Source organism: Micromonospora sp. WMMD987, assembly GCF_029581435.1.
Taxonomy (GTDB): domain Bacteria; phylum Actinomycetota; class Actinomycetes; order Mycobacteriales; family Micromonosporaceae; genus Micromonospora; species Micromonospora rifamycinica.
In genome coordinates, this window is the sequence record NZ_CP120861.1 from 3,792,295 (window position 1) to 3,817,835 (window position 25,541).

Here is a 25,541-nt window from a genome sequence, read left to right on the forward strand (position 1 = left end):
GTCACCGGCCGGGCACCCCTGGTAGGTGCGCGCCCGGTCCGGTCACCCGGCGCTGATCATCCTGTCGGGCGGGCCTGTTACGGTCGCGCCGCTGTCACACCAGTCGAGCCGGAGGTAGGCGTGATCCGTTCGCACATGTCGTCGTTCGCCGGAATGCCGGTGGTCCCCTTCACACCGGGGATGACCCTGCCCGACGACCCGTCGGCCGTCGCCTGGCGGCTCGAGGTCGAGGACTTCGAGGCCGAGCCGGAGGAGTTCGCCGCCCTGGTCACGGCGCTGCGGACGGAGGTGCCGGGCGAGGCAGTCCGCGCCCTGGTGATCGGCGAGTGGGGGTCGGCGTACGAGCGGGCGCTCCCGGTCGACCTGCTGGCCGACGCGGCGGAGGACTGGACCGCCCTGCGCGCGGTGTTCCTGGCCGACCTGGTCAGCGAGCAGTGCGAGATCTCCTGGCTCACCCACGGCGACCTCACCCCGCTGCTGACCGCCTACCCGGAGCTGGAGACGCTGTGGGTACGCGGGGCCAACGAGCTGACCCTGCGACCGGTGCGGCACACCGGTCTGCGGGAACTGGGCTTCCAGACCGGCGGCCTGCCGGCCGAGGTCACCCGCGCGGTGGGCGACAGCGACCTGCCCGCCCTGCGCCGGCTCGACCTGTGGCTCGGTCGGCAGGACTACGGCGGCGACACCGGCACCGACGACCTCGCCGCCGTCCTGGCCGGCGACCGGCTGCCGGCGCTGCGGCACCTGGCGGTCTGCAACGCCGAGTTCGCCGACCACGTCGCGCGGGCGGTGGCCACCGCCCCGGTGGTGTCCCGGCTGGAGGTGCTCGACCTGTCGATGGGGGTGCTCACCGACCCGGGTGCCGAGGCGCTGCTGGCCGGGCAGCCGCTGACCCACCTGCGCCGGCTCGACCTGCACCACCACTTCCTCTCCCCCGAGGTCGCGCAGCGGCTGACCGACGCGCTGCCCGGCGTCCAGGTCGACGTCTCCGAGCCGCAGGAACCGGACGAGTACGACGGCACGGTCTACCGGTTCACCGCGGTCGGGGAGTGAGCGGCGATGACGTTCGGTTCCCACGCGCAGACGTTCGCCGGCCGGCCGGTGGTCGAGTTCCCCGCCGACGGGCCGCCACCCGTCGTGGACGGCCCGGTCTGCTGGCGGATCGCCGACTGGCACTTCGACGGCGACCCCCGGCAGGACGTCCTGTCGGAACAGTTCCGGGACCGGTTCGACAGGTTCGTCGAGCAGCTCGGTGACCGGGTCGAGGCGCTCGTCGTCGGCGCCTGGGGATACGCGGCGTTCCACCACGCCCCGATCGAGCAGCTCTGCGCGGCGGCGGACCGGCTGCCCCGGCTGCGGGCGCTGTTCCTCGGCGACATGGTCACCGAGGAGTGCGAGGTCTCCTGGATGCGGGTCGGCGACGTCAGCCCGTTGCTGACGGCCTACCCGGAGCTGGAGGTGCTGCGGGTACGCGGCGGCGAGGACTTCAGCTTCTCCCCGGTACGGCACGAACGGCTGCGCACGCTGTCCGTGCAGAGCGGCGGGCTGTCCCGGGAGTTCGTCGCCGCGGTGCTGGCCTCGGAGCTGCCCGCGCTGCACCACCTGGACCTGTGGCTGGGCACCGACGACTACGGCGGGGACACCACCGTGGCCGACCTGGACGCGCTGCTGGCCGGCACGCTCTTCCCGGCGCTGCGCCGGCTCGGGCTGCGCAACGCCGAGATCGCCGACGAGCTGGCCGCCGCGCTCGCCACCGCCGCCGTGGTGCCCCGGTTGGAGCGGCTCGACCTGTCGCTGGGCACCCTGTCCGACGACGGGCTGGCCGCGCTGCTCGCCGGGCAGTCCCTGACCCACCTGTCCGCCCTCGACCTGCACCACCACTACCTGTCGGAGGAGGCCGCCGACCGGGTGGTCGCCGCGTTGCCCGGCGTCGAGGTGGACGTCTCCGAGCCGCAGGAACCGGACGAGGGCGACGGGGAGACCTACCGCTACACGGCGGTGTCGGAGTGACATGCGACTGACCGTGGTGGGCAACCCCGACAACCGGCGGGTCGCGCTGTTCCGGCGGGCCGTCCGCGCGGCGGGGCTGCCCGACCCGACGGTGCTGCCCTGGGCGCGGGTGCTCACCGGGGCGGCCCCACCGGACGCCGGCACCCTGGTCCGGGTCGACTCCCCCGGCGAGGACGCGGAGGTGGACCGGCTGCTGCGCGGCGCGGCCACCCCCGCCCGGCACGGGGAGCTGATCGGCCTGGCCGACACGTACGCCGGGCTGGTGGCCGGGATGGGCCGGGTGGCCGCCGGGGGCGCGACGCTGCTCAACCACCCGGACGACGTGGCGGCGCTGTGCGACAAGCGGCGCTGCCACGCGCTGCTGTCGGCGGCCGGGGTGCCGGTGCCGGCGGCGCTGCCCCCGGTCGGCGGCTATCCGCAGCTCCGGGCGGCGATGGCGGCGGCCGGCTGGCACCGGGTGTTCGTCAAGCCGGCGCACGGCTCGTCGGCGGCCGGGGTGATCGCGCTCGCGGTCGGCCCACGCCGGATCCGCGCGGTCACCCCGATCGAGGCCACCCCGGACGGGCTGTTCAACTCGTTGCGGCTGCGCAGCTACGACGACGAGGCGACCGTCGCGGCGCTGGTCGACCGGCTCGCCCCGCAGGGGCTGCACGTGGAGCGGTGGCTGCCCAAGGCGGGGCTGGCCGACCGGGTGGTCGACCTGCGGGTGGTGGTGGTCGCCGGCCGTCCCACCCACGTCGTGGTCCGGGCCGCCCGGGGGCCGATGACCAACCTGCACCTGGGCAACGCGCGGGGTGACCTGGAGGCGCTGCGGGCGGCGGCCGGCCCGCAGTCCTGGGCGGCGGCGATGCGGACCTGCGAGCGGGCGGCGGCGTGCTTCCCCCGGTCGCTGCACGTCGGCGTCGACCTGATGTTCCTGCTGGGCTGGCGGCAACACGCGGTGGCCGAGGTCAACGCGTTCGGCGACCTGCTGCCCGGGGTGCTGACCGACGGCCGGGACACCTACGCCGAGCAGGTGCACGCGCTGACCAGCGGCCGGTGGGACCGGTGGCGGGCCGCCGCGACGGCCGCCACCCCGGGCGGCGACAGCCCGACCGCGGCCGGGCGCGTCGCGGTGGCGGGACCGGCGACCGGGCCGGGTCGCCCGACGGCCGGCGGACCGGCGACGAGGCGACGGGAGTCGGTGGGATGCGCACCCTGATCGGCAGTCACGACATCTGCCTGGTCACCCTGGACACGCTGCGGTTCGACGTGGCCGACGAACTGGCCGGGGCGGGACGGACCCCCCGGCTGGTCCGGGCGTTGCCCGGTGGGCGGTGGGAGCGGCGGCACTCCCCCGCCAGCTTCACCTACGCCGCGCACCACGCCTTTTTCGCCGGTTTCCTGCCCACCCCGGTCGGGCCGGGCCGGCACGAGCGGCTGTACGCGGCGGCGTTCCCGGGCAGCGAGACCGCCGGGGACGACACCTGGGTCTTCGACGCCCCCGACCTGCCCACCGCGCTGGCCGGGGCGGGCTACCACACGCTCTGTCTGGGCGGGGTGGGCTTTTTCAACCGGCGCAGCCCGCTCGGGTCGGTGCTGCCCGGCCTGTTCGCCGAGGCGCACTGGGAGCCGGCGTTCGGGGTCACCGCCCCCACCTGCCTGGACGCGCAGCTCGACCGGCTGGCCGAGGTGCTGCCCGGCGTCCCGGCCGACCGGCCGGTGTTCACCTTCCTCAACGTCGCCGCCCTGCACCAGCCCAACCGGCACTACCTGCCGGGTGCCGCCGAGGACGGCCGGGACAGCCACGCCGCCGCCCTGGAGTACGTCGACTCCCGGGTCGACCGGCTGTTCGCCCTGCTCACCGGGCGGGGACGGCCGGTGTTCACGATCGTCTGCTCCGACCACGGCACCGCGTACGGCGAGGACGGCCACACCGGCCACCGGATCGGCCACGACGTGGTGTGGACCGTCCCGTACGCCCACTTCACTCTGCGACCGGGGGAATGGTGACCAGCATCGACACGGGCCTCGACGGCTCGCCCTACCAGCAGTACCTCTACGCGTACCCGCACAAGACCTCCTACCGGGCGCTGCGGCCCCGGCCGTTGCTGGCCGACGTGTGGCGGGCCGAGGCCCGTGACGCCCTCTTCCTCTACGTGCACCTGCCGTTCTGCGAGATGCGCTGCGGCTTCTGCAACCTGTTCACCCGGGCCAACGCCCCGCAGGAGCAGGTGACGGCCTACCTGCGGCAGTTGCGCCGACAGGCGGAACGGGTCGCCGACGCGCTCGGTGACGACGCCGGGTACGCCCGGGTGGCGTTCGGTGGGGGCACCCCCACCTACCTGACCGCCGACGAGCTGACCGAGCTGTTCGACATCGTCACCGGCACCTCGGGGGCGCGGCTGCCGGGCGTACCGCTGTCGGTGGAGACCTCGCCGGCCACCGCGACGCCGGACCGGCTGGCGGTGCTGGCGGCGCACGGGGTGCACCGGGTGAGCATCGGGGTGCAGAGCTTCCTCGACGGGGAGGCGCGGGCCGCCGGTCGCCCGCAGCGGCGCGACGAGGTGGAGGCGGCGCTCGGCGCGATCCGGGCCGCCGCGGTCCCGGTGCTCAACATCGACCTGATCTACGGCATCGACGGGCAGACGGCGACGACCTGGCGGGAGAGCCTGGACGCGGCGCTGGCCTGGCGGCCGGAGGAGCTGTACCTCTACCCGCTCTACGTGCGGCCGCTGACCGGGCTGGGTCGGCGGGCGCACGGCCGGGCCGACTGGGACGCCCACCGGCTGGGCCTCTACCGGCAGGCGGTGGAGGTCCTCGGCGCGGCCGGCTACCGGCAGGAGTCGATGCGGCAGTTCCGCCGCGCCGACGTTCCCACCCCGGGCGGGCCGGACTACTGCTGTCAGGACGACGGCATGGTCGGGCTGGGGTGTGGGGCGCGCTCGTACACCACCGCGCTGCACTACTCGTTCGACTACGCGGTGTCGGTGTCGCAGGTCCGGATGGTGCTGGACGACTACCTGGCCCGCCCGGCGGACGACTTCCGGTACGCCGAGTTCGGGTTCGTCCTCGACGGTGCCGAGCAGCGCCGCCGGTGGCTGCTCACGTCGCTGCTGCGGGCCGAGGGGGTGGACGCGGCGGCCTACGCCGCCCGGTTCGGCCGACCGCCGGGTGAGGACTTCCCGGAGCTGGGGCGGCTGGCCGACCGGGGCTGGGCCGGCGTCGACGGGCTGCGGCTGACCCCGGCCGGGTTGGCCCGTTCCGACGCGATCGGCCCGTGGCTGACCTCCGCCCGGGTCCGGCAGGCGATGACCGGGTACGTGCCCCGGTGACTCCCGCCGTCCGGCCGCCGACGCCGTTACCGCGTCCGGTCGCCCGGCCGCCGACGCCGTTACCGGATCCCGCCGTTCGGCCGCCGGCCACGCTCCCGGCGCACCCGGCCGCGTCGCTGCCGGTGGGGGGCGACGAGCCGGTCGCGGAGCTGGCGGTGCTCTACCGGGGGCCGTTGGCGAGCTGCAACTACGACTGCCCGTACTGCCCGTTCGCCAAGCGGGTCGACCCGCCGGAACTGTTGCGCGCCGACCGGGCGGCGCTGGAGCGGTTCACCGGCTGGGTGGCGGACACCACCGACCGGCGGCTGTCGGTGCTGTTCACCCCGTGGGGTGAGGGGCTGACCCGCAGCTGGTACCGGGACGCCATGGTGTCGCTGTCGCACCTGCCGCACGTGGGGCGGGTGGTCATCCAGACCAACCTGGCCGCCCGGGTGGACTGGCTGGCCGACGCCGACCGCGCGACGGCGGCACTGTGGACGACGTACCACCCGGGGCAGGTCACCCGGGAGCGGTTCCTCGCCCGCTGCGCCCGGCTGTCCGCGCTGGGCGTGCGGTACTCGGTCGGGGTGGTCGGCCTGCCCGAGCACCTGGCCGAGGCGCGGGCGCTGCGGGCCGCCCTGCCGCGGGAGGTCTACCTGTGGGTGAACGCCGCCGACGGGCACCACTACCCCGCCGGGCAGGAGGCGGCCTGGACGGAGCTGGATCCGCTGTTCGGCTGGAGCGTCCGGCCGCACCCGTCGCTCGGCCGCCCCTGCCACGCCGGGGAGACGGCGATCTCCGTCGTGGGTGACGGCACGGTGCGCCGCTGCCACTTCCGGCCCGCGCCGATCGGGAACCTCTACGACGGGTCGTGGCGGGCCGCCCTGAAGCCCCGGGCCTGCGACGCCGCGCTCTGCGACTGCCACATCGGGTACGTCCACCTCAAGCCGCTCGGGTTGCGTGACGTGTTCGCCGGTGGCGTGCTGGAACGGATTCCGGCGGTCTGGCCGGCGGCCGGCGGGCCGGACCGCTGAACGGCTGACGCCCGGCGGGGTCCGGTGCGCCCGCCGGCCGACGCCCCGCGGGTGCCGGTGTCCGGCGGCAGACGCCCCGCGGGTGCCGGTGTCCGCCGGCAGACGCTCAGCGGGTGCGCTCGGCGCGGCGCAGCAGGCCGGCGGCGAGCAGCCCACCCGCGAGCACCGCCACCGCCCCGGCGGTCTGCCCGGTGACCAGGGCGGCGGCGAACGCGTCGGTGACCTGTGCGCGTTCGGTCCCGCCCCCGGCGGCGGCCAGCGCGGCCGGATAGGAGCCGGCCCCGGCCACCGCGACCGGTGCCAGCGCGGCGAACCGGGCGTTGAGTACCGCCCCGAGCACGGCGATGCCGAGGCTGCCCCCCACCTCGGCCATGGTGCCGTCGATCCCCGCGCCGACGCCGGCCTTCGCCGGGGGGATGGAACTCATCACCGCCTCGACGATCGCGGGGTTGGCCAGGGCGCAGCCGAAGCCCATCACCAGCAGCCCGGTCAGCAGCACGGCGTAGCCGTCGGAGCGGACGTGGGTGATCAGGGTGAGGCCGGCGGAGAGCAGCACCATGCCCAGCGCGATGGCCCCGGGAACCCCGAGCCGGCGGATCAGCCGGGTGGCGACCCCGCCGAGATTGAGCAGCACGATGGACAGCGCGAACGGCACCATCCGCAGCCCCGCCTCCCAGGCCGGGTAGCCGCGGACGAACTGGAGGTGCTGGGTGAGCAGGAACAGCGCGCCGGTGGAGCCGAAGGTGATCAGGACGACCCCGGTGACCGCGCCGACGAACCGGCGGTCGGTGAAGAAGTGCATGTCCAGCATGGGGGCGGGGATCCGCCGTTCCCATGCCACGAAGGCGGCCAGCAGCAGCACCCCGACGCCGGCCGCGCCGAGCACCGGCGGGGCGGTCCAGCCCCGTTCGGGACCGTCGATGATGGCCCACACCACGCCGGTGAGGCCGGCGGTGGACAGCAGCACCCCGCCGAGGTCGGGCCGCCCGCCGACCGGATCCCGGGACTCCGGCACCAGCGTCCGGGCCGCCGCCAGGCAGACCAGCACGATCGGCACGTTGACCAGGAAGATCGCGCCCCACGGCAGGTGGGCCAGGATGATCCCGCCGATCGGTGGGCCGGCGGCGTAGCCGAGGGCGCTGGTGGCCGCCCAGATGCCGATCGCCCGGGACCGTTCGGCCCCGTCGAAGACCTGCATGGCGACGGCGAGGGTGGCGGTGACCAGCAGCGCCCCGCCGACGCCCATACCGGCGCGGGCGGCGATCAGCTGGTCGCCGGAGCGGGCCAGCCCGGCGGCCAACGAGCCGACACCGAACAGGACCAGGCCGGCGAGGAGCATCCGACGACGGCCGTACCGGTCGGCGAAGCTGCCGGCGGTGAGCAGCAGCCCGCACTGCACCAGCGCGTACGCGTTGATCATCCACTGGATGTCGGTGGTGCTGGCGTCCAGTTCGGTGGTGAGCACCGGCACCGCCACGGTGAGCACGGTGTTGTCCAGCACCACGGTCAACTGGGCGAGGCAGAGCACGGCCAGGATCAGCCACCGCGACCGCAGCGGGGTCGCCGGGCCGGGCCGGGCGGCGGACAGCGCGGTGGTCATCGGGGCGGGGCGTGCCGGGCGAGCGGATTGGTCAGGGTGCCGGCGAACTGGAGGGCCGCCGACGGGTCGGCCAGGTCGACCATCTGCTGGTTGTTGCGCAGTTGCAGCCGGTTGAGGCAGGAGAGGGTGAACTCCGGGGCGAACAGGTCGTGCCGGCGCAGCCGGTCGGCCAGGTGCGGCACCCCGGCCGCGTAGTCGGTGGCGCAGTCGGCGACGGTACGCCAGAAGTCGTCCTCGTCGAGCACCTCCTCGGCGGCCAGCACGGCGTTGAGGTGGCGGAAGAAACAGTCGAAGACGTCGGTGAAGATGGTCAGCAGCTGTTCGTCGTCGGGGATCGCGGCGCGGACCCGCTGCACCAGCGGCGGCAGGTCGGCGTCGGGGTCCATCACCACGATCTCCTCGGCGATGTCCTTGAAGATGACCCGCTCGACCACGCCGTCGTGCAGCACCAGGATGACGTTCTCGCCGTGCGGCATGAAGGCCAGCCGGTGGGCGTAGAAGCTGTGCAGCAGCGGCACCAGGTAGGCGTCGAGGTAGCGGCGCAGCCACTGACGCGCGGGCAGTCCGGACTCGGCGATCAGGGCGGCGGCGAGCGAGCGTCCGTCGCGGTCGGTGTGCAGCAGGGCGGCCATGGTGGACAGTCGCCGGCCGGGGGCCAGCCCGGGCACCGGGCTCTCCCGCCACAGTGCCGCCAACATCTTGCGGTACGGCGAGTAGCGGTCGGTGGCCGCCTCGTACTGCGGGTGCCGGTAGCCGACGGCGGCCCGTTCCCGGATGACCGTCAGTCCGGTGCCGGCGAGCACCGGGTCGGCGGCGACCAGTTCGACGAGCCAGTCGTTGATCGCCGGGGTGGCCTCCATGTAGGCGGCCGACAGGCCCCGCAGGAAGCCCATGTTCAGCACGGACAGCGCGGTCTTGACATAGTGCCGGTGCGGGTTGGTGACGTTGAAGAAGGTCCGGATGGACTGCTGCGGCAGGTACTCGTCGGGGGCCTCGCCGAGGCAGACCAGGCGTTGCCGGGCGACCTCACCGGCGAAGGTGACGGCGAGCCGGTTCCACCACTGCCACGGGTGCACCGGGATGAGCAGGTAGTCGTCCGGGTCGAGACCGGCGTCGGTCAGCGTGCCGGTGAACCGGGCCAGGGTGTCCGGGCCGAGTTCGGTGCGCAGCAGGGTCGGGTAGTCGAGGTCGGCGGCGCTGCTGAAGGTGGCGTGGTCGCGGTGCGCGGCGACCCAGACCAGCCGGACCGGTCGGCCGGTCTCCGGGGCGTACGCGTGGTATTCGTGTACGCCGAAGCCGATCCGGCCGTTGTTGGCCACGAAGCACGGGTGTCCCTCGGTCATGCCGGTCTCGATGGCCTGGAAGTCGGCGCGGGCGAGTTCGGCCGCGCTCACCGCCGGCCGGTCCAGCTTGAACGCGGTGCCGGCCAGGGTGGAGGTGATCTCCTCCAGGTAGACGGGGAGCACCTGGTCGGTGAGGCCGAGCGCGGCACGCAGTTCGAGGCAGAGGTCGACGGCGTCAGGCGGCAGGTCCTCGTCGCCGCGGTGCCGGGTGATGCTGTCCGGGTCGATGTGCCAGTGGTCGAGGGCGAAGCGGCGGGCGGTGAACCGGTACTCCACGGTGCCGTCGTCGGTGCGCACCGCCCACCGTCCGTCGTCGGTGGGGGCCGGGTGGATCAGGCGTTCGTGGGCGAACTCGGCCAGCGCCTTGCCGACCAGCAGCCGGTTGGCGCGGGTCCAGGTGGCCGGGTTCAGGTGGGCCACGGATGCGGCGGGGTTCACGCGGGCAGCTCTCCTCGGGTGGCGGCCAGGAACTGGTCCCGGGTGCAGACGCTGAGCAGGGCGTCCTTCTCGGGTTTGCGGATCGGTCCGACGACGGTGAAGCCGACGGCGGCGTTGAGGGCGTGCACGGCGGTGTTGCGCACGTCGGGTTCGACGACCACCCGGCGGGTGGCCGGGTCGGCGAAGAGCCAGTCCAGCACGGTGGTGATGACGGCCCGGGTGAAGCCGTGCACCGGCCGGTCGGTGGGCGCGCACAGGAAGTGCATGCCGACGTCGCCCTGGGCCGGTGGGTAGAGGCCAACGAGTTCGACCCGGGCCGGGTCGTAGCGTTCGGCGAGGAAGGCCGGTCCGCCGCGCCAGAGCCCGAGGTACGCGTCGTGGTGCGGGTGGTCGGCGATCGCCCGGTACTCCCGGGCGACCCGCTCGACGTCGGCGTCCTGCATCAGCCAGAACGCCGACTTCGGGTGGGTCACCCAGCCGTGCAGCAGCCGGGCGTCCCCCTCCGGGTCGAGCGTGCGCAGGGCGAACTCGCCGAGCTCCGGGTCGGGCCGCCGGTGCACGATGTCGGTCACCGGTGGGCTCCGGCCGGCACGCCGAACTCCTGGAAGGCGATCCGTTCCTCGATCGGGTAGTGCTCGCGGCCGGTCAGCTCCCGGATGATCCAGGAGTTCCGGTACGGGCCCATGCCCAGGTCGGGTGAGGTGATGCTGTGGGTGTGGGTGCCGGCGTTCTGGAGGAAGACCCGCCGGCCGGTGTGGTCGATGCTGTAGTTGCGGGCCACGTCGAACCGGCCGTGGGCGTCCCAGCGCAGCCGGTCGCGGATCGGGTCGAGGAACTCCGGCACCCGGTAGTGGTAGCCGGTGGCCAGCACCAGCCCTTCGGTGTCCAGGGTGAGGTCGCGCTCCTGCTCGACGTTACGCAGCCCGAGGGTGTAGGTGCCGGTGGTGTCGTCGTACCGGGCGCTGGTCAGTTCGGTGTTGGTCAGCAGCCGGGTCGGCACCGGTCCGTGCACCCGGTGGGCGTACAGCAGGTCGAAGATGTCGTTGATCAGGTCGGCGTTGATCCCCTTGAACAGGCTCTTCTGGGTGCTCTCCAGGCGGTAGCGGGTCGCCTCGGGCAGAGCGTGGAAGTAGTCCACGTAGTCCGGTGAGGTCATCTCCAGGGTGAGCTTGGTGTACTCGAGGGGGAAGAAGCGGGGCGACCGGGTGACCCAGTTGAGCTGGTAGCCGTAGCTGCCGAGGTCGGTGAGCAGGTCGTGGTATATCTCGGCGGCGCTCTGTCCACTGCCGACGACGGTGATGCTGCGCTTGGCCCGCAGCGCCGCCCGGTGTTCCCGGTAGCGGGAGTTGTGGATGACGTCGCCGCCGAGGCCGCGGCAGGCGTCCGGGACGTGCGGCGGGGTGCCGGTGCCGAGCACCAGGTGCCGGGCGCGGTGGGTGACCCGTTCGCCACCGGCCTCGGCGTGCACCACGTACCGGTCGTCGGCGCTGTCGAACCCGACGGAGGTGACCCGGTGGCCGAAACGCACCGAGGCCAGTTTGGCCGCCGCCCACCGGCAGTAGTCGTTGTACTCGTGGCGCAGCGGGAAGAAGCTCTCCCGGATGTAGAAGGGGTAGAGCCGGCCGACCTCCTTGAGATAGTTGAGGAAGGAGTACGGAGAGGTCGGGTCGGCCAGGGTGACCAGGTCGGCGATGAACGGCGTCTGCAACCGGGTGGCGTCCAGCAGCATGCCGGGATGCCAGTCGAAGTCGTCCCGGGCTTCGAGGAACAGGCCGTCGAGGTCGTCGAGCGGCGCGGTCAGGCAGGCCAGTCCGAGGTTGTACGGGCCCAGCCCGATGGCGATGAAGTCGTGGGTCGACACAGGGGTTTTCTCCAGGGCGGGGTGGTCAGCCGACGGGGCTGGACAGCTCGGCGGTGGCGCGGGTGCGGGCGTACCAGCCGGCGTGCTCGGCGATCAGGTCGAGCACGTGGGCGATGTCGTCCAGGGTGGTCTCGGGGTTGAGCAGGGTGAGCTTGAGGTGGTGGGCGCCGTCGACCTTGGTGCCGGCCACCAGGGCGGCGCCGGAGGCGGCCAGCGCCTCGCGGGCGTGCAGGTTGGCGTCGTCGACGACGTCCCGGCCCGCGCCGGGGGGCAGGTAGCGGAAGACCACCGTGCTGAGCTGCGAGCGGGTGACCACCTCGAAGCGGGGGTCGTCGGCGAGCAGCCGCCAGGCGGCGGCGGCGAGGTCGACCACCTCGTCGAAGAGGGTGCCGACCGCGTCCGGACCCATGATCCGCAGGGTGAGCCAGAGCTTGAGGGCGTCGAAACGGCGGGTGGTCTGCAGGCTCTTGTCGACCTGGTTGGGGATCCGCCGTTCGACCATCCGGGCCGGGTTGAGGTAGTCGGCGTGCCAGGTGGCGTGCCGCAGCACCCGCCGGTCGGCGACGATCAGGGCGCTGGAGCTGACCGGCTGGAAGAACGCCTTGTGGTAGTCGACGGTGACCGAGTCGGCGCGTTCGATGCCGGTGAGCAGGTGCCGGCGGGTGGGCGAGACCAGCAGCCCGCAGCCGTACGCGGCGTCGACGTGCAGCCAGACCCCGGCCGCGCGGCAGATCTCGGCGATCCGCTCCAGCGGGTCGATGGTGCCGAAGTCGGTGGTGCCGGCGGTGGCGACCACGGCGAGCACGGTCTGACCGTCCCGACGGCACCGGTCGAGGGTCTCGGCGAGTTCGTCGGTACGCATCCGTCGGCCGGCGTCGGTGGCGATGGTGAGCACCGCGTCGGCGCCGAGACCGAGCAGCTTGGCGGCCTTCTGGACGCTGAAGTGGCCGGCGGTGGAGGTGATGATCCGCAGTCGGGACAGCACCTCGGGCCGGCTGGGGCGGTCGGTGCCGCCGCCGACGATCCGGGCGTACGCTTCCTCGCGGGCCAGCAGCAGCGCCTGGAGGTTGGACTGGGTGCCGCCGCTGGTGAAGATGCCGTCGGCGGTCGGTCCGAAGCCGATCCGACCGGCCGTCCAGTCGACCAGCCGGCGTTCGATCAGGGTGCCGCCGGCGCTCTGGTCCCAGGTGTCCAGGGAGGAGTTGACCGCGCTGAGCACCGCTTCGCCGAGCAGGGCGGGGATGACCACCGGGCAGTTGAGGTGCGCCAGGTAGCGGGGGTGGTGGAAGTAGACCGCGTCGCGCAGGTAGACGTCGTGCAGTTCGTCGAGGGCGGCGTCGGTGTCGCCCAGCGGCCGGTCCAGGTCGATGCCGGCGACCCGGGGGGCCAACTCGTCGGGGGTGATGCCGGTGCCGGGCTGGTCGACCCCGGAGACCCGGGCGGCCACCCGGTCGATCCCCTGGATGACGGTCCGGCGGTAGTCCTCGACGGTGCCGGCGGTGAACAGGTGGGCGCGGGGCGGGGTGGGACGCGTCCCGGTCACGGGGGCCTCGACAGTGGATCCGGGCAGGCACATGGGCAGTCCTCGACAGTCGGTGACGGGCGCGTGGGCGGAGGGACGGTCGCGTCCCCGGTCGTCCCGGCGGTCCAGTTGATCGCGAGTTAGGCTACCCTAACCTAATTTCTTGTCAACGCCGACACTCCCGCGCCCCCGTCGCCGGTCGACCGGAGACACCGGATCCCGGCCGCTCAGCCGGGCGCGGCGACCGGCTCGGCGACCCGTTCGGACGGTCGCTCCGGGGTGACCCGGAACCGGCGCTGGTGCCCCAGTCCCACCAGCACACCGAGCGCGACCAGCACGACCGAGCCGACCGCGACGGCGGGATAGCCGAACCGGTCGGCCGCGGCCAACCCGACCGACGCCGCCAGGAACGAACAGACCAACCCGAACGACGACAGCACGGTGAAGTCGGTCCCCCCGGTGCCGGCCCGCGAGTAGTCCATGTTGACCACGTAGAGCACCACGTTGGCCACCGTGTACGCGGCCATGAAGCAGCACAGGGCGACCACCGTCGCGGCCAACGGCGCCCGCCCGTTCATCAGCGGCAGCAGCAGCCCGGTGGAGACCGCGAGGGCCGCTCCCCCGACCACGAGCAGCCGCCCCCGGCCGAACCGGTCGACACCGATCCCGGCGAGCAGGCCGGCGACGATCGCCGGGGCGCTGATCACCACGCCGGTCACCACGCCGATGCGGGCCAGCGACCAGCCCGCGTCGACCAGTGCCGGGGTGACCAGGGCGTAGGCCGCGCCGGCTCCGGTGTAGACCAGCGGCACCACACCGAAGGTCCACCAGCGACAGCCGGGCTGGCCGAACACCGACAGCAACGCCCGGTACGCCTGCCCGGCACCGGCCACCCGGTCGTCGCGGGACGGCTCCCGCAGCCGCCACACCACCCACAGCCCGACGGCGGTCAGCGCGGCCAGCAGACCGATCGCCGGCACCCAGCCGTACCGGTCGTAGACCAGCACGCACGCGCCACCGCCGAGCAGGTTGCCCAGGTAGCTCGCGGCGACCTGGATGCCGTTGCCGGCTCCCCTGGTCCCCGTCGACAGCACCCGGACGGCGACCGCGTCGACGGCGATGTCCTGGGTGGCGGAGAGGAAGACGTAGGCGGCGCAGATCGCCACCACCGGGCCGAGCTGCCGGGTCGGGTCGGCGAACGGCAGCAGCGCCAGCAGGGACAGCACCAGTCCGGCCTGCAGGGGCAGCAGCCAGGAGCGGTAGTGACCGTGCCGCCGGGAGCCGTACCGGTCGAGCAGTGGCGCCCAGAGGAACTTCAGCGGCCAGACCAGGCCGACGAACTGGAGCAGGGCCAGGGTGTCCAGCGAGGTCCCGCCGTCGCGCAGGATGGCGGTCAGCCCGACGGTGATGAAGCCGATGCCGAGGTACTGGGTGACGTAGAGCGCGGTGAGCGTGCCGAGGTGCCCCTTCACCGGGCGCTCCAGTAGGCCAACGCGGTGAGCTGCTGCTTGCCGACGCCGAGGGTACGCCGTACGTGTCGGGTGAGCGCCCGGGTGCTGCCCGCCTCGCAGGCCAGCCAGTAGTGGGCGTCCGGTGCGGCCGGCAGTTCCGCGCGGACGGTGTCGACGAGTTGCTGCCCGTCCTGACCGCGCGGCACCCAGGTGATCCGGTGCTGGTCGCGGGCGCGCAGGGCGAGCGCCTGCTCCCCGTCGTGGGCGTACTCCAGCCAGACCGTGGCCGGGATCGCGGGGGCGGCGTCGAGCAGGCTGTTCACCGCCGGCAGCGAGGCGGCGTCGCCGACCAGGTACAGGTGCCGGGGTGCCGGGTCGGGCAGGGCGAAGGCGCTGCCCTGGAGGGTGGCCACGATGGTGTCACCGACCTGTGCGGCGCTCGCCCAGCGGGCCGCGCAGCCGTCGTGCAGGGCGAACTCGAGGGTGAACCGGCCGGCCTCCGGGTCCGGGTCGACCAGGGTGTACGCCCGCTGGTGCGGGCGGCCGGCGTCGTCGAACCAGAGCCGGATCCACATGGTGGGGTGCACCTTGCCCGCCGCCAGCAGACCGCCGTCGTCCATGACCAGACGCTGGTAGTGCCCGCCGACCGACTCGGTGCCCCGCACGGTCAGCCGGAAGTCCCGGCCGCCCATGGCCTTGAGCACCAGGGCCTCCCAGTTCCGTTTCACACGCCCTCCAGGTAAGGTCCGCCTAAGTTAGGCGAGGGTAACTTACCTGGGGAGTCCTGTGGAGAGTGGGACCGGAAGGCCGCCGGGGGCACGGCCGGCGGCCGGCGTGCACCGCGACCGGTGGGGGGTGCCGCACCTGTGGGCGGACACCGTCGACGAGCTGGCCCGATGGCAGGGCAGGGTGACCGCCACCGACCGGGCCTGGCAGCTCGAGGTCGAGCGGTGGCGGGCCGAGGGCCGGCTCGCCGCCCACGTCGGTCCTACCGAACTCGGCTGGGACCGGTTCGCCCGCCGGGCACGGCTCGACGACACCGCCCGGCGCTGTTTCGACCAGCTCACCCCGGCCACCCGACGGTGGGTCACCGCATACGCCGACGGCGTGAACGACGCCCTGACGGCCGGCGCGGCGGCGGCACCGGAGTTCGCCGCCACCGGCAGCGCGCCCGGCCGGTGGCGGCCCTGGTCGCCGCTGGGCGTCTTCCTGGTCCAGCACATCCTGTTCGGCACCTTCCCGCAGAAGCTGTGGCACGCCCACGTCGCCGCCACCCTCGGTCCCGCCGCCCGGGACCTGTTCGCCGTCGAGGGGCCGGGGGGCTCCGGCAGCAACGCCTGGGCGCTGCCCGCCGACCCGCTGACCGGCCGCGCGCCGGTCATCGCCGGTGACCCGCACCGGCTGCTCGAACTGCCCGGCATCTACCAGCAGGTCCGGCTGGCCTGCCCGGAGTTCGACGTGGCCGGGCTGGCCTTCCCCGGGGTGCCCGGGGTGCCGCACTTCGGGCACGCCGGTGACGTCGCCTGGGCGGTCACCAATGCGATGGCCGACTACCAGGACCTCTACCGCGAACAGCTGCGCCGCGACGGCGACCGGGTCCTGGTCCGCGACGCCGACGGCTGGGTGCCCGCCCACCGGCACGTCGAACGGATCGCGGTACGCGGTGGCGCGACCGAGACCGTCGAGGTGATCGAGACGCCGCGCGGCCCGGTGGTCGACCACGACCGGCTCACCGGCGAGGCGCTCAGTCTGCGTACCCCCGCCCGGGTGACCGGGAGCCTCGGTTTCGAGGCGCTGCTGCCGCTGCTGCGGGCCCGCACCGCCGACGATGTCGCCGACGCGCTGCGCGGCTGGGTCGAACCGGTCAACAGCGTGCTGGTCGCCGACCGGCACGGCACGGTGCACCAGCTCGTCGCCGGTCTGGTGCCCCACCGTGACGACCGGTGCCGGCGGGAACCGGTGCCCGGCTGGGATCCCCGCTACCGCTGGCGTAGCGACTACGCCGCCGGCAAACCCGTCGCCGTCGGCGGGCCGGCGGTCTGCGCCAACGACCGGCGCGACGACGTGGCCGACCTCGGTGTCGACTTCGCCCCGCCGCACCGGGCCCGCCGGATCCGCGCGCTGCTCGCCGAGGGCGTCGCCGCGCCGGCCGTACACACCGACACCCGGCGCGGATCGACGGTGCTGCGCGGTCTGCTCGACCGCCTCGACCCGGGGCCGCTCAGCGGGGAGGCCCGGCGGTTGCGGGACCGGTTGACCGGCTGGGACGGTCGGATGGCCGCCGACAGCCTCGAGGCCGGGGCGTTCGCCGCCTGGCGGGCCGCGCTGGTCCGCCGGTTGTCCGCGCATCCCGTCCTGGCGCCGTTGCACACCCCGGGTGGCTACGACCCGCTCTTCGCGCCGTGGACCGACCCGCTGGCCCGGATCGGGCACGCCGTGGAGGGGGTGGTCGCCGGGCTGCACCGCCTCGGCGGCGAGGTCGAGCCGCTCGCCGTCGCCGCGCTGGAGGAGGTCGCGGCCGGCGACCCGCCCGGGACCTGGGGCCGACGGCACCTGCTGCACCCGCTGCACCTCGGGGTGTCCACGGCGGTCACGGACCGGGTCGCCGCGATGCGCGACGGCACCGCGCTCGGCGGCGACACCGACTGCGTGCTGGCCACCTCCAGTGTGCCCGGGGTGTCCGACGCCTGCTGGCGGGGGCCGGTCGCCCGGTACGTGTGGGACCTCGCCGACCGGTCGGCGAGCCGGTGGATCGTCCCCTTCGGCGTCTCGGGACGCCCCGACGACCCCCACTTCGCCGACCAGCTTCCGTTGTGGGCCGCCGGAGAGCTGATCCCCGTCGACACCGACTGGTCCGACCTGACCCGACCACCCCGAGACGAGGACCCCGTGACCTACCAGGAGACCATCCCCGGCTTCGGTGAGCTGACCCTCACCGTGGTCGACCCGGAGGCGCACGCCGCGCTGCTGCACGGGTGGGTGACCGCGCCCGGCGCGGCGTTCTGGGGCATGGGTGACCACACGGTGGCCGAGGTCCGCGAGATCTACTCCTTCGTCGACGGGCTGAGCACCCACCACGCGTACCTGATCGGGCTGGACGGCACGCCGGTCGGCCTGTTCCAGAGCTACCAGCCCGAGGCCGACCCGGTCGGCGAGCGTTACCGGGTACGCCCCGGCGACGTCGGCATGCACCTGCTGCTCGCCCCGGGCCGCCGGCCGCCCCGCGGACTCACCACCGCGATCGGCCCGGCGCTGGCCCGGTTCCTGTTCCGTGACCCCGGCCACCGGCGGATCGTGGTCGAGCCCGACGTGCGCAACCGGTTCGCGCTGCGCCGGCTGGAACGCGAGGGGTTCGCCTTCGCCGAGGAGATCGACATGCCCGACAAGCGGGCCCAACTGGCGTTCCTGACCCGCGAGCGGTTCGAGGCCGACCACCCGGTCCCGGCCTGACGGTTGCGTCCCGGCCCAGCACCGGGCCGGGCGGGCTCAGGATGTCACCGGCCGGGAGCAGCCGGCCGCAGGACGGAGTCAACAGGTACGGATCCTGCCGTTGTGGCCGGCCGGCACGAGTCGTCCGGCGTAGACCCATCCCTGCAACGGATCGGACGGCTGCGACGAGCGCATGTCGTCACCGGGATCGAGTCTCGGCCAGTGAATCTTGATCCAGACGGCCGGCACCTCGTCATCCAGAACCGGGTCGAAGTCCGTGGTGGTCGTACATCCGGCATAGACCAGGGTCTTGTCCCATGCCGCGCCGACCCGTCGGCCGTCGGTGTCCGGGGATGTCCGTACGAACAGGTGCCCGGGCGCGACGACGAGGTACGGTGCGATGTCGCCCGCCGGCGGCGGCACGTCCGCGTACTTCCCGGCCTGCTGCAACGCCTCCTCGCGGGTGAGGTCCCTGGCGCCCTGCTGGAAGATGTTGGCGTTGTTGATGACATCCGCGGCCTGGCCGCCGCCCTGCGCCTGCTTGTTGTTGGTGCCACCGTGCTGCGACTGGCTGTTGCCGGCTCCCTCGTCCTCACCGGAGTCGAGACACGCCTGCACACCGAAGACGACCGTCGCGGCCACCCCGCACACCGCCACCGCCAGGTTCTTCCTGTTCCAACTCCATGCCATGACACTTCCTCGCAGCTCTGCGGCAGACCCGAGGCGAGTAACGACGCACGACCATCGGAGGATTCGCCCGGAATATCGACCTACCCCTATAGAAGCACCGGCCAGGATGATCACCAATGCGGAGTGACTGTCCTCAAGGTGACAGTTGCCGTTTTTCGTCGTGATCTTCTCGGTCGGGCCCCGCCGCGCCCTGCTGGCCCGGCGGAAAGGTGGGCGGGAGCGCGGTTGTCAGATGCGGTGGTGGGACCGGCCGAGGCAGGTCTCCGGCGTCCGCCCGGCACCAGCTCACGCGCGCGACGCGGGGCCGGTCGCTGACCGGTGGACCGGCCGGCTAGTTTGCAGGGATGAGTCTCCTCGATGACGTCGCGAGACGGGACGACTGGCGGTGCTGGGTGTGCGACGAGCCGGTCGACGCCGCCCGGTCGGTGAACGACCCGCGCGGTCCCAGCGTCGACAGCCGCACCGCCGACCGGAAGGCCAAGGTCGTCGAGCGGCTCGCACACCGGGCCTGCAACATCCGCAAGGGTGCGGTCAAGGTGGTCATCGCCTGGCCGGACCGTCTACACGTGGTGGAGCCGGCACCGCTGATCGCCGTCGCCGAACGCCTCGAACGCAAGGGCGGCCGGGAACTGGTGGCCCGCTGCCCGAGCCGCAGGGACGCCCAGGAGGCGGCCGACTGGCTGGTCGACCGGTTCTCCCGGCTGGTCCCCGGGCTCCCGGTGACCGCCAGCGTCGACGCCGGCGGCGGGCAGTACCTCGTCGCCCTGTCCGCCGGCCGCCGCTGACCGGCCCCCGTCGCGGGGGCTACCCGTTGAGGAGCTGCTCACGCAGGATGTCCGCGTGCCCGCAGTGCTGGGCGAGCTCACGCAGCACGTGCAGGTACACCCAGCGCAGCGGGAGCGGACCCCGCCGGTGCCCGCGCAGGATGTCGTCCATCCCCAGGGAGGCCGTCGCCCGGCGGGATGCCGCGCAGGCCTCCCGGTGGGCCTGCCGGACGGTGGCGATCGTGTCGTCGTCGGCGAGGACGAACGACTCGTCCGACCGCTCCGGGATGCCGATCCGGGCACGCGACCGGCCCGTGACGGCCTCGTCGAACCAGACCTTCTCCACGAAGGTCGCATGCTTCACCAGACCCAGCAGCGTGGTCCGGGAGACCACCAACGACCGACGTGCCTGCTCCTCGGTCAGCCCGTCCAGGCAGCCGTTGAGCGCGCCGCGGTGCTCGTCGAGGAACGCCTCGCACTGGGCCTGGGCGGGCTGGGCGACGACCCGGTCGGCGAAGGTGGGCGGAAAGGCGGGCATGGAAGGAGCATTCCAGATCCGTCCGGTGGCCGCGGCCCCACCGATCGGGCGACCAGCGGCGGAACCGGTGCGGAGAAAACCCGTGGCCGGATCACGGTGGCCGCTGCTAGCTTCCTGGTGGCCGTGCCAGAGACCGAGGAGGTGGTACCCGTGAACGTGTCGACATGGGTGCTCCCCTCCGGGGCCACGGTCGGGCGATAGGTCGTCCGGGAGCGCCGTTCACCAGCACTCCCGAAAGGCACGACCATGCGATTCACCGCCGAACAACGCCTCGAAGACGGCGTCCTCGAACGCGGGTTCACCCTCGGCGAGATCCCCGGCATCCTGTGGACGCCCGCATCCGTCTCCGCACCGGTTCCGCTGATCCTGCTCGGCCATCCCCCGCTCGGCCTGCGCACGATGTACCCCCGCCTGGTGGCGCGGGCCCGGCTCGCCGCGGCGGACGGCTTCGCCGCGGCCGCCATCGAGCTTCCCGGCAGCGGTGACCGGCCCCGGTGGCCCGCCGTCGAGCAGGCCCGCGCCGATCTGCGCCGGGCCGTGCAGGACGGTGGGCGGGTCAGCGACGAGATCATCGACGCCCTCGTCCTCCCGCTGGTCGACCGGGCCGTCCCGGAGGCACGGGCCGCCCTGGACGCCCTGCTGGCCCTGCCCGGGATCGGCGGCCCTGTCGGCTATTCGGGGGGAGTGATCTCCGTCGGCATCCGGCTCGCGGTGGTCGAGCCCCGCATCGTGGCCGCCGGCCTGTTCGCCGGGAGTCTCGTGCCGCGGATCATGTTCGAGGAGGCCCGGCGGGTCACCATTCCGCTGCACGTCCTGCTCCAGTGGGATGACGAGGGCAACGACCGGCAGGCGGCCCTGGACCTGTTCGACGCCTTCGGCTCCCGGGAGAAGACACTGCACGCCAACATGGGCGGACACACCGGTGTCCCGCACTTCGCCGGGGAGGACGGGGGCAGGTTCTTCGCCCGGCACCTGCGCTAGCCGCGACCGGGGCCCCGCCGGGCCGGCGGCAGCCGGGCGGCGGGGCCGAACGCGGCCCGCACGCGATCACCCCGTCCACGGGCCTCGCCACTCCGGCACCTGTCCGAGTCCGACTCAGCCGCGGCAGATGACCGTCGCGTCGTCGGTGGGGACGCCACCGTGGGCCTCGGCCTGTCTGACCCGACGGATGACCTCGTCGGGGCCGGCGGACGTCAGCAGGGTCAGCAGTCCCGCCCAGTCGGTGAGCCCGAAGGTGTCCACCAGCCGGCTCGCCCCGTTGCTGAGCAGCGCCGTCGTGGTCACCTCGGCGGCCGGGCAACTGCCGGTGACCGCCTCGGCCACCACCCGGGGGTCGTCCTTGGCCACCCAGAAGCCACCCGGGCTGTTCCGCCGCGCCCGCAGCTCGCCCAGCAGCCGTCGGTACCGGTCACTGCCCGGGGGTACGCCCTGCAACCGCCGCTCGAAGGAGCCGGCGATCACCACCTCCCGCGGGTCGTGGGCCACGAACGGCTCGTCGCCGGCCCGGCCGAGGACGGCCACCGCGTCCCCGAGGACCAGGTGCTCGACGCGCCCGCCGACGAACCGGAGCATCGCCACCGCGGCGAACGGGCTGACCGGGTGGGCGACGTCGCAGGTGTCGCGGTGCTCGTCGGTGACCCGCTCGATGCCCCCGGCCAACACCCCACGCAGGCTGTCGCCCAGGGACAACGCGCCCAGTAGGGCACCACCGAGACGGGTGGCGTACCAGGTCACGCCGTGGTGGCAGACCTGGGCGGTGTCCGCGATGCCACCGGCGCCGTCGACCAGCACCAGACCCGCCGGGACGGCACCGGCGAAGTCCTCGTTGGCCCGCCCGGGATGCCCCGCGTCGGTCGCCATGGCCACCCGCACCACCCGGTCATCGTACGGCCGGTATCGATGCCGATGCGGCGACGGGCCGGTGGGCGGTCAGACCTCCGGTTGGTGGACCTCGGCGCTGATCGTCTCGATCAGCCGGCGGGACTCGTCGTGGCCCAGGGCCACCGCGTCCAGACCGGCCCACGCCTGCTCGTACTCGGCCACCTCCGACGCCCGGTCGAGATACAGCGCCCCGGTCAGCAACTCGCGGTAGACCACCGGCGGGTCCGGCTCGACCCGGTTGACCGGCGGAAAATCCAACAGCAGGAACGGACCCGCCAGAAGCGCCCGGTGCACCCTGACGGCGAGCGGCACCACCCGAAGCGACACCTGCCGGCTCGCCTCCACCAGGTGTCGCAACTGGGCCGCCATGACCGCCGGACCGCCGACGGTACGCAGCAGCACCGCCTCGGCCAGCACCACCTCCAACCGGGGCGCCGCCGAAAGCCGCCGCAGCACCTCCTGCCGGCGCAGCCGCACCTCGATCAGCCGGTCCCGGTCCCCCACGGCGGTGAGGTCGGCCCGTTGCCGACACACGGCCGTCGCGTACTCCCGGGTCTGTAACAGCACGGGGATCATCCCGTCGGCGTACTCGCGGAACCGCCGGGCCTCGGCGGCCAGGCTGACGTACGGCTCGCACCAGCGCGGCAGCGGATCGCCGTACGCATGCCACCAACCCTTCGCCCGCGTCTGCCCGGCGAGGGTGACCAGCGTGTCGGCCAGCTCGGGCCGCGCGGCGTACTGCGCGCACATGGTCCGCACGTCACTGCGACTCACCGCAGACCGGCCCGCCTCGACCTGCCACACCTTCCGCCGGCTGAACGACAACGCCTCCGCCGCGCCGTCCACCGTCATCCCCGCCTCGACCCGCAACTGCCGCAACACCCGCCCGAGATGCCGACGCGGCGCCGACGACCCGTCGTCAACCACCGACCCGCCGCCCCTCATCCGATCCACTCCCCCACCACCCACCCGACGACCGCAGCCCGTAACGGCCCGCCCGCTGGTTCCGCGCCACCCCCACCCCATCGCCACACCGCGGGGCCACCGGCCCATCGGGTACGCCCACCAGCCGACCCGACAGCAGCGAACACCCCGCCCCACACCCCTCCGGTAAGACCTTCCTCACCAGGTCAGCGGCTACCCGCCCCACCCGCACGAACCACTTCCACCACCGTCCCATGGTCACTCCCTTCGCCTTACCGTCCTGCTGGGCAGCGGTTTACAACTAAACACGTCAAACACACTATTAGTTGTAACGACGGCATTGGTTGTAAGATCGAACGCTGGCTGTGATGGACTCCGCCCATGGCGCCCTACGAGCCGCTGTGGCGACGGATCAGGCGGGAGATCCAGGCCAAGATCACCGCTGGCCTCCTCAAGCCGGGCGACAAGCTGCCGACGACCAGAGAGCTTGCCGACGAGTACGACACGTCGGGCGTGACAGTCAGGAAGGCCATCGAAGTCCTGATCGAGGCCGGTGTCCTGGAGGGCCGACAGGGCGTCGGAGTCTTCGTCGCCGACCGCTAGGTCAACGCCAAACCGCCCCACCCGCACGAACCACTCCCACCATCGACCCATGGTCCCCCCTTCCGCCCGGCCATCTCGCCGACAGGCTAGCAGACCTATAAAGCCTGTAAAGACAGGCTGGGGATGCTTTACTTTTCGATCTCGTCGGCTGATTTGCTGACCGCATGCCGTACGCCCAGCCACTCTGGCGTCAGATCAGAGATGATCTACGCGCGAAGATCCGGGCCGGCATCTACCCGCCGGGAAGCAAGCTTCCCGCCACCCGCCTGCTCGCCACCGAGTACGACACCAGCCACATGACGGTACGGCGAGCACTGGACTCCATGATCGAGCTTGGTGAGCTGGTCGGCCGCATGGGCATCGGCGTCTTCGTCGCCGACACCTCCGAGCAAGACTCGTAGGCAAGGGCATTCCGCACTCATCGCCCCGGCAGACCGCGCCCCGAGCCCACCGGGTAAGTACAGGTAGCGGGTCCGCAGGACGCGATCGCCCTTTGTCCAGATCGAGACGTACCAGCAGATCGGCGCGGTGTTGGCGAGCGCCGGTCCGGCCCGCCCGGGAAACACCCACTGGAGCACTGGCTGATGTCGGGGCGCTGTGACAGGCCCGGGGCGGGGCACGAGGTCGACGCACTCGCCCCGGGCGAAACCGGTTGCGTGACAGCCCACAGGCATGAGTAGTGTCTGTGGCATGTCGAGCCCTGAGGCATCCACGGTGGGGGCTTTCGGTCACGCCGTCAGCTCCCTGAACCGCTGAGTTCCTCCTCCACCTCCCCGCAGTTCTGCTGCGTGGGATGTTCACGCGCACGCTGGGCGCTGGCCGCGGTGACGAGACGTCTCCTCTCGTTTCTCTCACCTCGGAGTTCTCGATGCCTCTGCCGCTCTACCTGCTTGCCGTGGCGGTCTTCGCCATGGGCACCTCGGAGTTCATGCTCGCCGGCCTGGTGCCGGACATCGCCACCAGCCTCAACGTGCCGATCGGCGCGGCCGGGCTCCTGACGTCGGCGTTCGCCGCCGGGATGGTGGTCGGCGCACCGCTGATGGCGGCGCTTGCGCGACGGTGGCCCGCCAGGGTCAGCCTGCTGGGTTTCGTGCTGGGTTTCGCCGTGGCCCACGTCGTGGGCGCACTCACGACGAGCTTCGCGGTCCTGCTCGTCACCCGGGTGATCGCCGCCCTGGCCAACGCGGGCTTCCTCGCCGTGGCGCTGAGCACAGCGGCCACGCTCGTCGCACCCGACCAGAAAGGGCGCGCACTGGCGGTACTGCTCTCCGGCACGACGATGGCCACCATCGCGGGCGTGCCGGGCGGTGCCCTGCTCGGCACGGTGTTCAGCTGGCGTTCGACCTTCTGGGCGATCGCACTGTTCTGCCTTCCCGCTGCTCTCGGCGTCGTCAAGGGCATCCCGGCCCGCGCCGGAAAGACCCGGCCGGGGACTGCGGCGATCTCCTCACTTCGCGACGAGATCGCCCAACTCACGATGCCCAGGCTGCTCCTGTTCATGGTGCTCGGTGCCCTGGTCAACGCTGCTACCTTCGCCACGTTCACCTTCCTGGCACCGATCGTGACCGATACCGCCGGCCTGGGTGAGCTCTGGGTTCCCGCCGTCCTGATGCTCTTCGGCACGGGGTCCTTCGTCGGCGTCACCCTCGCGGGACGGCTCTCCGACAGGCATCCCGCGATCGTGATCGCAGTCGGTGGCCCGTTGCTACTGCTCGGCTGGATCGCGTTGGGTGCCCTGGCTACTCAGCCTGCGGCGCTTCTCCTCCTCGCGGTCACGCAGGGCACGCTCTCCTTCGCGCTGGGTGCCACCCTGATCACCCGGGTGCTCTACGAGGCGGCAGGCGCCCCCACCATGGGAGGGTCGTACGCCACCGCAGCGCTCAACATCGGTGCGGCTGGCGGCCCCGTGGTAGCCGCAGCGACCCTCACGGCCGATGCTGACGACCTCGGCCCGGTACGGGTCAGCGGCCTCCTGGTCGCGGTCACACTGCTCATCGCCCTGCCGTTCCTACGGGTCATCGCGCCCCGCCTCGACCGGGCGACCCCGTGATCGGCAGGAACGCCGACTACCAGAGGCTGCGAAAGCGCGATCGACCAGCGGGGAGCACCGCCTCAGCCGGCCCGCCGCTGAGGCGGTGCCCCGGGCGGGCGGCCGGGTCG

The 25,541-nt window shown here is 73.1% G+C and carries 23 protein-coding genes and 1 pseudogene; 13 read left to right on the forward strand and 11 right to left on the reverse strand.

Features of this window, described 5'->3' with window-relative positions:
• Positions 1 to 120: 120 nt before the first annotated feature.
• From O7612_RS15975 to O7612_RS16000, 6 genes are all read left to right on the forward strand, one after another.
• Positions 121 to 1,053, forward strand: a complete 933-nt coding sequence (locus tag O7612_RS15975) for an STM4015 family protein (protein ID WP_282265206.1) — start codon at positions 121 to 123, stop codon at positions 1,051 to 1,053.
• 6 nt (positions 1,054 to 1,059) lie between these two features.
• Entirely contained in the window at positions 1,060 to 2,010 is a 951-nt protein-coding gene (locus tag O7612_RS15980) for an STM4015 family protein (protein ID WP_282265207.1), read from the forward strand.
• 1 nt (position 2,011) lies between these two features.
• Positions 2,012 to 3,211 (forward strand): STM4014 family protein, encoded by a 1,200-nt coding sequence (locus O7612_RS15985; RefSeq protein WP_282265208.1) that lies wholly within the window; start codon positions 2,012 to 2,014, stop codon positions 3,209 to 3,211.
• On the forward strand, positions 3,199 to 4,002 hold the full coding sequence (locus O7612_RS15990; RefSeq protein ID WP_282265209.1) for an STM4013/SEN3800 family hydrolase: 804 nt from the start codon (positions 3,199 to 3,201) through the stop codon (positions 4,000 to 4,002). The genes O7612_RS15985 and O7612_RS15990 overlap by 13 nt, the downstream gene beginning before the upstream one ends.
• On the forward strand, positions 3,999 to 5,324 hold the full coding sequence (locus O7612_RS15995; RefSeq protein WP_282265210.1) for an STM4012 family radical SAM protein: 1,326 nt from the start codon (positions 3,999 to 4,001) through the stop codon (positions 5,322 to 5,324). The genes O7612_RS15990 and O7612_RS15995 overlap by 4 nt, the downstream gene beginning before the upstream one ends.
• 122 nt (positions 5,325 to 5,446) lie before the next feature.
• A complete protein-coding gene (locus O7612_RS16000; RefSeq protein ID WP_282265211.1) occupies positions 5,447 to 6,337 on the forward strand; it encodes an STM4011 family radical SAM protein in 891 nt (296 codons plus the stop codon).
• 106 nt (positions 6,338 to 6,443) lie between these two features.
• Here O7612_RS16000 and O7612_RS16005 read toward each other — a convergent pair whose 3' ends face one another.
• From O7612_RS16005 to O7612_RS16035, 7 genes are all read right to left on the reverse strand, one after another.
• Positions 6,444 to 7,937: an MFS transporter gene (locus tag O7612_RS16005; RefSeq protein WP_282265212.1), complete on the reverse strand. Its 1,494-nt coding sequence runs from the start codon at positions 7,935 to 7,937 to the stop codon at positions 6,444 to 6,446.
• On the reverse strand, positions 7,934 to 9,718 hold the full coding sequence (locus O7612_RS16010; RefSeq protein WP_282265213.1) for an IucA/IucC family siderophore biosynthesis protein: 1,785 nt from the start codon (positions 9,716 to 9,718) through the stop codon (positions 7,934 to 7,936). Before O7612_RS16010 ends, O7612_RS16005 begins: the two co-directional genes overlap by 4 nt.
• A complete protein-coding gene (locus O7612_RS16015; protein ID WP_282273937.1) occupies positions 9,715 to 10,281 on the reverse strand; it encodes a GNAT family N-acetyltransferase in 567 nt (188 codons plus the stop codon). Before O7612_RS16015 ends, O7612_RS16010 begins: the two co-directional genes overlap by 4 nt.
• Before the next feature lie 5 nt (positions 10,282 to 10,286).
• The gene (locus O7612_RS16020; protein ID WP_282265214.1) at positions 10,287 to 11,579 is read right to left on the reverse strand and encodes a lysine N(6)-hydroxylase/L-ornithine N(5)-oxygenase family protein; all 1,293 of its coding nucleotides are present in this window, start codon (positions 11,577 to 11,579) and stop codon (positions 10,287 to 10,289) included.
• A gap of 25 nt (positions 11,580 to 11,604) precedes the next feature.
• Entirely contained in the window at positions 11,605 to 13,155 is a 1,551-nt protein-coding gene (locus O7612_RS16025; RefSeq protein WP_282265215.1) for an aspartate aminotransferase family protein, read from the reverse strand.
• A gap of 173 nt (positions 13,156 to 13,328) precedes the next feature.
• Positions 13,329 to 14,573, reverse strand: a complete 1,245-nt coding sequence (locus O7612_RS16030) for an MFS transporter (RefSeq protein WP_282265216.1) — start codon at positions 14,571 to 14,573, stop codon at positions 13,329 to 13,331.
• Positions 14,570 to 15,280, reverse strand: a complete 711-nt coding sequence (locus O7612_RS16035; protein ID WP_282265217.1) for a siderophore-interacting protein — start codon at positions 15,278 to 15,280, stop codon at positions 14,570 to 14,572. Before O7612_RS16035 ends, O7612_RS16030 begins: the two co-directional genes overlap by 4 nt.
• 106 nt (positions 15,281 to 15,386) lie before the next feature.
• On the opposite strand from O7612_RS16035, the pseudogene O7612_RS16040 reads away from it, so the two are divergent.
• Both O7612_RS16040 and O7612_RS16045 read left to right on the forward strand, forming a co-directional pair.
• A pseudogene (locus O7612_RS16040) lies at positions 15,387 to 17,417 on the forward strand (penicillin acylase family protein); the annotation flags it as partial.
• A gap of 24 nt (positions 17,418 to 17,441) precedes the next feature.
• On the forward strand, positions 17,442 to 18,002 hold the full coding sequence (locus tag O7612_RS16045; RefSeq protein ID WP_282273938.1) for a GNAT family N-acetyltransferase: 561 nt from the start codon (positions 17,442 to 17,444) through the stop codon (positions 18,000 to 18,002).
• A gap of 78 nt (positions 18,003 to 18,080) precedes the next feature.
• Here O7612_RS16045 and O7612_RS16050 read toward each other — a convergent pair whose 3' ends face one another.
• A complete protein-coding gene (locus tag O7612_RS16050) occupies positions 18,081 to 18,671 on the reverse strand; it encodes a hypothetical protein (protein ID WP_282265218.1) in 591 nt (196 codons plus the stop codon).
• 344 nt (positions 18,672 to 19,015) lie between these two features.
• Between O7612_RS16050 and O7612_RS16055 the strand changes: the two genes are divergently transcribed.
• On the forward strand, positions 19,016 to 19,456 hold the full coding sequence (locus O7612_RS16055) for a hypothetical protein (RefSeq protein WP_282265219.1): 441 nt from the start codon (positions 19,016 to 19,018) through the stop codon (positions 19,454 to 19,456).
• Between the two features lie 19 nt (positions 19,457 to 19,475).
• Here O7612_RS16055 and O7612_RS16060 read toward each other — a convergent pair whose 3' ends face one another.
• Positions 19,476 to 19,973 carry a DinB family protein gene (locus O7612_RS16060; RefSeq protein ID WP_282265220.1) on the reverse strand — a complete coding sequence of 166 codons (498 nt, stop codon included), beginning with the start codon at positions 19,971 to 19,973 and terminating at the stop codon, positions 19,476 to 19,478.
• 246 nt (positions 19,974 to 20,219) lie between these two features.
• Here O7612_RS16060 and O7612_RS16065 point away from each other — a divergent pair, with 246 nt between their 5' ends.
• Positions 20,220 to 20,954, forward strand: a complete 735-nt coding sequence (locus tag O7612_RS16065) for an alpha/beta hydrolase (RefSeq protein ID WP_282265221.1) — start codon at positions 20,220 to 20,222, stop codon at positions 20,952 to 20,954.
• Between the two features lie 114 nt (positions 20,955 to 21,068).
• On the opposite strand, the gene O7612_RS16070 is transcribed toward O7612_RS16065, so the two are convergent.
• Both O7612_RS16070 and O7612_RS16075 read right to left on the reverse strand, forming a co-directional pair.
• Entirely contained in the window at positions 21,069 to 21,848 is a 780-nt protein-coding gene (locus tag O7612_RS16070) for a hypothetical protein (protein WP_282265222.1), read from the reverse strand.
• A gap of 54 nt (positions 21,849 to 21,902) precedes the next feature.
• Positions 21,903 to 22,781, reverse strand: coding sequence for a helix-turn-helix transcriptional regulator (locus O7612_RS16075; protein WP_282265223.1), 879 nt, complete (start codon positions 22,779 to 22,781; stop codon positions 21,903 to 21,905).
• 378 nt (positions 22,782 to 23,159) lie between these two features.
• Between O7612_RS16075 and O7612_RS16080 the strand changes: the two genes are divergently transcribed.
• From O7612_RS16080 to O7612_RS16090, 3 genes are all read left to right on the forward strand, one after another.
• Positions 23,160 to 23,381, forward strand: coding sequence for a GntR family transcriptional regulator (locus O7612_RS16080; protein WP_282265224.1), 222 nt, complete (start codon positions 23,160 to 23,162; stop codon positions 23,379 to 23,381).
• Between the two features lie 164 nt (positions 23,382 to 23,545).
• On the forward strand, positions 23,546 to 23,782 hold the full coding sequence (locus O7612_RS16085) for a GntR family transcriptional regulator (protein WP_282265225.1): 237 nt from the start codon (positions 23,546 to 23,548) through the stop codon (positions 23,780 to 23,782).
• A gap of 392 nt (positions 23,783 to 24,174) precedes the next feature.
• The gene (locus tag O7612_RS16090) at positions 24,175 to 25,431 is read left to right on the forward strand and encodes a Cmx/CmrA family chloramphenicol efflux MFS transporter (protein ID WP_282265226.1); all 1,257 of its coding nucleotides are present in this window, start codon (positions 24,175 to 24,177) and stop codon (positions 25,429 to 25,431) included.
• Positions 25,432 to 25,541: the final 110 nt, after the last annotated feature.